Raw genomic sequence first — 6,151 nt, 5'->3', positions numbered from 1 at the left:
GCGTCCAACCCGGAGCCCGGCGGGTACCTGCCGAGCTACCACGAAATGGTCCGGGCGCTGAATGCGCAGGCACACGCCGCTTCAGCGCTTCCCTTTGTCATCACCGAACGGCGTAACGGATCACGCCCCGCAATAGCTGGTCAACTGACGGTGTCCGGGATCGTGTGGGGATCGGCGATGACGGCCACCCTGGGCTACTGGGTGGACCAGGCGAGGGCAGGTCGCGGAATAGCACCCGCCGCGGTTGCGCTTGCCACGGATCACTGTTTCGGAAAGCTCGGACTGCACCGGATGGAGATCAATATCCGCCCGGAAAATGCGGCAAGCCTCAGCGTTGTCCGGAAGCTTGGGTTCCGGGATGAGGGTATGAGAAAGTCCTATCTGCACATCGCCGGTTCCTGGGCCGACCACCGGACGTTCGCGCTGACGGTTGATGAAGTGCCGGATGGCCTCCTGGGGCGCTGGCTTGCTTCACGCCGTTAGCAATTTCTTACAGACACACCGGGGGTAATGAGGGGCCACAGACCCATCTGCTCCTAACGTTTTGTACGTGGACTTCTCACTCAACAGCTCAGTGGTGCTTGCGGCAATCGTGGGACTCTGGCTTGTCTGGGTTGCTCCATATGCGTTGCGCCGCCACGGATCCGTATCCCCGGCTGCCTCCACAACCGTTCCACTCATCGATTCCGCAGCAGCCGAGGACAATGGCCCTCAGGGGAGCATCATGAACATGTCCACCACATCCGCAGACAGCGCCTCGCCCACCACCGGGGGAGACCAGCGCGAATCAGTTGAGACCCCCTCCGCCAAACCTCTTCGGATACGGTATGTACGCCTCGCTGTGGCAATCGCTGGACTTGCCGGGCTTGTCACCTTCCTGGCCGTCGTCGTACCGGCCGCGGCCGGCGCCCTGCCGGCGCTGCTGCCCACCGCTGCGCTTGCCGCTGCGGTTCTGAGCGTGTCTGTGCTGCGGACTCTCGCTGTCCGCGACCGCCGTCGACGGTTGAAGGCGGCTTTTGATGACGCCATGACCGGCGGGCAGGCCAGGACGACGGCGCCTCAGGCCGGTCCGCCGCCCGAGACCACACTGTTCAACGGGGAGGCTCAGGAGGACCACGTCACCACCGCGGGCAATAACGACGCCGGAACCCCAACCGCGCCGCCGCTGACAGCCGCCGAACTTCGGTCCGCCGCACTAGCGGTCGCTGCGGAGGCTGGAGACGTACCCGGCGCTGCTGGAGCACCATGGCAGCCCGTGGAAGTCCCGAAGCCTACCTATATTGAGGCCCCCAAAGCGGAGCGCCAGGCTCCTGCGCCGCTTGAGCTTCCAGAGGTTCCCAAGGCTCAGGTCAGGACAGCCATCAAGGATGCGGCTACCCCACCGCCGGTGGAGAAGACTCAGGCGGAGACGGCGCCGAACACCGCCCGGATCAATCTTGACGATGTGCTGCAGCGACGGCGCGCCTAGCCGTCACCAATGAATGATGTGGCCGCGGCCGAGATCCGCCAGTTGGCGTTCCTCGAAGGACCCGGAATCGCCGAACCGCTGAGGGCCGCTCTGGCTACTCTTGGACGCGGACTTGATTCCTGGTTCCTCACGCAGGTTCATCACCGACCGGGAGCCGGAGCAACCGGCATCTATGAGGTTGCGTCGTCGACTGCTGGGAATTCAACCACAAGCTTTCTCTGTGCCACGACTGCCCGCATCCCCAGCGGGGACCCGAATGTTGTGACACTCAATGGACCGGATGGTCTCCGCCTGGCCGTCTGGAACCATCCAGAGGACCCGCTGCTCCCGGGCCTTCCGTGGGCATGCGATGGTCAGGCCGTTGGCCAGGCCCTATTTGCAGGGCAGCCGACCGTGGTGCGCACGGTCAGCTACCGCCCGCTGCGAAGGGCCGTGTTGGTGGCGGAATCCGGAGGAGCCACCAGATATTTGAAGGTGTTGCGCAACGGCAATGCGGAACCGATGAAACGGCGTCATTCGCTGCTCACGGGGGCAGGAGTGCCAGCGCCCGGGTTGATGGATGTTCCAGGCCAGGAAATCGTGGCAATGATGCCCGCTGAGGGAACGCCGCTGGCAGAACTGCTCCTGCGCAACGGAGCGGACGGTCTTGCTGCCGACACCCTGCTGGATCTGCTCCGCCGGTTGCCCGACGGCGCGATGAAGCTTCCCGAGCGGCTTGCCTGGGCCGTTCGCGTCCGGGACTATGCCAAGGGTGCTGTGGCCGTGCTGCCGGATCATTCCGCGCGCATCAGCCATCTTGCCGACGGGGTGCACCGATTGGTCAACAGCACTGACGCCGGACCCAAGGTCCCGTCTCATGGCGATTTTTACGAAGCCAACCTGTTGGTGACGGGAAACGAGGTGACAGGACTCCTCGACGTTGATGCACTGGGTCCAGGCCACCTGGTGGATGATCTAGCTTGTTTTGTTGCGCATCTTGCGGTGCTCCCCGCACTCGATCCACGCTATGTTCATGTGCCGGCGGCCTTGGAAAGGTTCATGCACGCATTCGATGCGCACGTGGATCCGGCGGCGCTCCGGGCGCGGGCCGCCGGTGTGGTGGTGACGCTGATCGCGGGCGCCAAGCACAGCTCACACCACGGACGGGATGCATCCTGGCAGGCAGATGCCCTGGAACGGCTGGGCATTGCCGAGGAGCTGTTTCGCTCGGCCCGCGGATTGGCGCACTAGACCGCTTTGTGAGAGCTCTCTCATGCTGAGCTCCTGAACGTCTCACACTGCCCTTGCATCCTTGGTGTAGCAGCATTCAGGGAAGTCGTCCCGAGGAGGACAGAGTAGTGAAGAAACGCAATATTTGGGCAGTGACCGGAGCGCTCGGCGTCATGGCGCTGGGGATCGGCGCCGCTGTAGGGGACAGCTCGCAAAGCACCACCGATCTTGGCTCGACAGTTACTCAGACAAACGACGGCGGTGCGCAGCGCACCCAGGGCACTACCTCTTCGGAGCTGCCCGCCTCATTCAACACCGCTGCTGATACGACCAACAGTGCGGCACTTCCCACGCCGGCAGCGAGTGCGGGAACCGCACGCTCTGCAGCGAGCGCCGCGTCGGCCGCTTCCGAGCCGCCTGCGCCTGCTCCGGCAGTTCCCGCTTCTGTTCCTCCAACTCCGGCGCCCATCCAGGGCAACTCCGGTTGGACGGCGCCGTCCGCGCCGAGCGCCGCTACGGTGCAGGCTCCCGTGCCCCTCCCTGCGCCGGTTCCAGCTCCCGCCGCACCGGCGCCGATTCAGGGCGACTCCGGCTGGTCTGCGGCGTCCGCCGCCAGCGTCGGCTCGGCCATCAGCGCCGCCAGCGCCGACTAGAACCAGTGGCCGTTCAGCTGCAGTCCGGCGGTTGAGCGGTCACCCTCCAGGGCCCGGGTGCGTTCCCCCAATCGCACCCGGGTCCATTCACTGGGGCCGATGAGGCGATTGGTCGCAGGGGCGACGGCGGTGCCTGCGTGTCAGGCGCCGTCGTCGTATTCTTCAGACCGGGACGTCTTCGGGCCGGGACGGATGAGCGCGGAGCTTACGCATCCTCGGAGACAAGCCGGTATCCCATGCCGCGGACCGTAGCGAAGCGCGCGGCCCCGAGCTTGTTGCGCAGATACCGGACATAGACGTCCACGACGTTTGAGCCGGGGTCAAAGTCGTAGCCCCACACGCGGGAGAGCAGTTGCTCGCGGCTAAGCACCTGGCCGGGATTGCGCAGGAATGCCTCGGCCAGGGCAAACTCGCGGGCAGAGAGATCAATTTCCCGGCCATTGACCAGCGCCCTCCGCGAGCGGAGGTCCAGCTGAAGGTCATTGTGGGACAGGATCGAGGTGTCGGCCGATGGTACGTCCTGCCGCAGCCGTAGCCGTACCCGCGCGAGGAGCTCCTCAAAGCGGAATGGCTTGGCCATGTAGTCATCCGCGCCGCCTTCCAAGCCGGCCACGGTGTCGTCGACCGAGTTTCGCGCGGACAGGATGATCACGGGCGTGTTGTTCTTGGCCTCCCGGAGCCTTCGCAGCACGGTGAATCCGTCCTGGTCCGGAAGACCCAGGTCCAGCACTATGAGCTCAAAGTCACCCGTCTGGGCGAGGTGATACCCGTCCCTGCCGTTGACCGCGACGGTGGGCGCGTATCCGGCCGCGCGGAGTCCCTTCGCCACGAAGGAACTGATGCGGTCCTCATCCTCCACGATGAGTATCTGACTCATGTTGTTCCTCCCGCGGTATCCATGTGTGGTCCCATCCCGTCAGACAACGGGATGACCAGCGTAAAGGTTGATCCCTGGTCGGGGGCGGACATCAGCTCAACTTCTCCGCCATGTGCCGCGGCAATGGCACTGACAATCGTAAGTCCCAAACCTGACCCTTCGGTGCGTCTGCCATTGACGCCGCGGGTAAACCTGTCAAAAATCCGCGTCTGATCCTCCCGTGCAATGCCGACGCCCTCATCCCGGATCCACAAGCGGATCCCGTCGGCGTCCCTGCGGGAACCCACCGCAACGGTTGAGCCTTCTTCGGAGAATTTGACGGCATTGGCGGTGAGTTGGAGCCAGGCCTGGGTGACCCGCCGCGGATCCAGACGCGTCATGGTCTCCGCCCGGGCGTCGATTGTCCACCGCCTATTGCCCAGTGTGCGGGCCTTATCCAGGACGTCGTCGGTCAGCCGTCCCACGTTGACTGGCTCAAGGCGCACAAAGTCGGGGCGCGCCACGCCGGCGAGTGTCACGAGGTCATCCACCAGCAGCCTCATGCGGTCAAGTTCGTCCAGGGCCACATCGCGAACCGCCTGGACATCGTGCGGGTCGGATGAGTCCTGCAGCTCCAGATGCCCCTGCACAATGGTGATCGGCGTGCGGAGTTCATGGCCAACGTCGTCGAGCAGTTGCCGCTGAGACGTGAAGGATCCCTCCAGACGCTCCAACATGGCGTTGACAGTTCTGGTCAGGTCGGAGAGGTCGTCCCTGCCCGAGACCTGGATGCGTTGTGAAAGGTCCGAATCGTTAATCCCCTGGGCGGTATTGGTCAGCAACCTGATCGGCATAAGGAGCCTGCCCACCAGCAGCCAGCCCACCACACCGATGAAGACGAGCGTCCCGAAACTGATGAAAGCAAAAGTGGCAAAAGTCCGGTCCAGCTGGGCCCGTTCAGCCTCAACGTCTATGGCCAGCACGAATTGGGTGGACGTGGCATCATCGGCCAACTGCACTGGAACCACCAGAGCCCGGTAGGTGGTGATCGGCGTCCGGACCGTGCGGATGAAAACCTCGCCGCTGGCGGCCTGACTGGAGGCGTAATCGACCAACTCCTGGTCTGTTTCCAGCCGTACACCTACCTGGCTGTTCGCGACAAACACCACCTCGCCGTCCTTGACGCCCATCATGCCTTCGTTGGGCGCGGTGAGAGTGCGTTGCATGACCAAGTAGACAAGCTGATCGGCCAGGACAAAATCCTCCCTGGTCTGAGGATCGATTCCCGTCTCCAGCAGGGTCCCAAACTCGCCGAAGCTTCGCTCCAGAGAGTTATCCATGGTGGCATTAAGATCGTTGCGTTGCAGGGCGTACGCCGTGGTGCCGGCCACAATCAGACCTAGTGCCGACAGGGCCAGCACGGCACCGAGTACGCGGGTACGGACCGTCCAATAACCACGAAAACTCTGTCGGATGCGTTTTACGAGGCGGGTTGTAAACGGCTCGCGTTGTTCAGGGAAGTCGGGAGGGGTTCGTGGCAGTGATTCCGGGTTCGCGGCGAGGGTGTCCGGGCCATGCGCAGTTAAATCGGTGGGAATCTCTTCCGTGGGACTGGCGTGACCGGATGACTTCATCAGGTCCGTTGTTGGCTCGCTGCCGGGCCCGGTCATGATCGGCCCCTAGCCATCGTCATCCACGTCGCCCCCATCATCCGCGCCGTCGTCTCCGGCGTCGTCATCATCATCGTCCCCGTCCCCGTCGACCGGCGGCGGCGGCGGAACCACCGCGGGTGGTGGCGCAGGCTCCGGTTCCGGCGCGGGTGGTGGCGCAGGCTCCGGTTCCGGCGCGGGTTCCGTCGTGTCTGTTGGAGAGGGCGTAGCTGGTGGACTGGGGGACGGGATTGTCGACGGCGGCGCGGGCGTGGAGGTCGCCGTCGGGTTTTCTTCCGGTTCTGTAACTCCTACG

Annotated in this window: 6 protein-coding genes; 4 read left to right on the top strand and 2 right to left on the bottom strand. The window is 64.3% G+C overall.

Annotated elements, in window-relative coordinates; translation table 11 throughout:
- The 4 genes from Y708_RS25985 to Y708_RS30505 form a co-directional block, all read left to right on the top strand.
- Positions 1-483, top strand: a 483-nt coding sequence (locus Y708_RS25985) for a GNAT family N-acetyltransferase (RefSeq protein ID WP_035776729.1), incomplete at its 5' end; no start/stop codon positions are given.
- Between the two features lie 67 nt (positions 484-550).
- Entirely contained in the window at positions 551-1,468 is a 918-nt protein-coding gene (locus Y708_RS0117465; protein WP_028280922.1) for a hypothetical protein, read from the top strand.
- Positions 1,469-1,477: 9 nt separating this feature from the next.
- A complete protein-coding gene (locus Y708_RS0117460; protein WP_028280921.1) occupies positions 1,478-2,698 on the top strand; it encodes a phosphotransferase in 1,221 nt (406 codons plus the stop codon).
- Between the two features lie 107 nt (positions 2,699-2,805).
- The gene (locus Y708_RS30505; RefSeq protein ID WP_028280920.1) at positions 2,806-3,330 is read left to right on the top strand and encodes a hypothetical protein; all 525 of its coding nucleotides are present in this window, start codon (positions 2,806-2,808) and stop codon (positions 3,328-3,330) included.
- Positions 3,331-3,535: 205 nt separating this feature from the next.
- Here the strand turns inward: Y708_RS30505 and Y708_RS0117445 are convergent, their stop codons facing one another.
- On the bottom strand, positions 3,536-4,207 hold the full coding sequence (locus tag Y708_RS0117445; RefSeq protein WP_028280919.1) for a response regulator transcription factor: 672 nt from the start codon (positions 4,205-4,207) through the stop codon (positions 3,536-3,538).
- On the bottom strand, positions 4,204-5,856 hold the full coding sequence (locus tag Y708_RS25980) for a sensor histidine kinase (RefSeq protein WP_253905862.1): 1,653 nt from the start codon (positions 5,854-5,856) through the stop codon (positions 4,204-4,206). The genes Y708_RS0117445 and Y708_RS25980 overlap by 4 nt, the downstream gene beginning before the upstream one ends.
- Positions 5,857-6,151: the final 295 nt, after the last annotated feature.

The organism is Arthrobacter sp. H5 (genome assembly GCF_000520595.1).
In the GTDB taxonomy this organism is placed as follows: domain Bacteria; phylum Actinomycetota; class Actinomycetes; order Actinomycetales; family Micrococcaceae; genus Arthrobacter_D.
Note: the sequence above shows the minus strand (reverse complement) of the source record. Positions and strands in the feature narration are given on the sequence as shown.

Excerpts from the sequence above, each read along its gene's own strand:
- Y708_RS0117460 (WP_028280921.1), top strand. The coding sequence starts at position 1,478 with ATGAATGATGTGGCCGCGGCCGAGATCCGCCAGTTGGCGTTCCTCGAA.
- Y708_RS25980 (WP_253905862.1), bottom strand. The coding sequence starts at position 5,856 with ATGACCGGGCCCGGCAGCGAGCCAACAACGGACCTGATGAAGTCATCC.
- Y708_RS0117445 (WP_028280919.1), bottom strand. The coding sequence starts at position 4,207 with ATGAGTCAGATACTCATCGTGGAGGATGAGGACCGCATCAGTTCCTTC.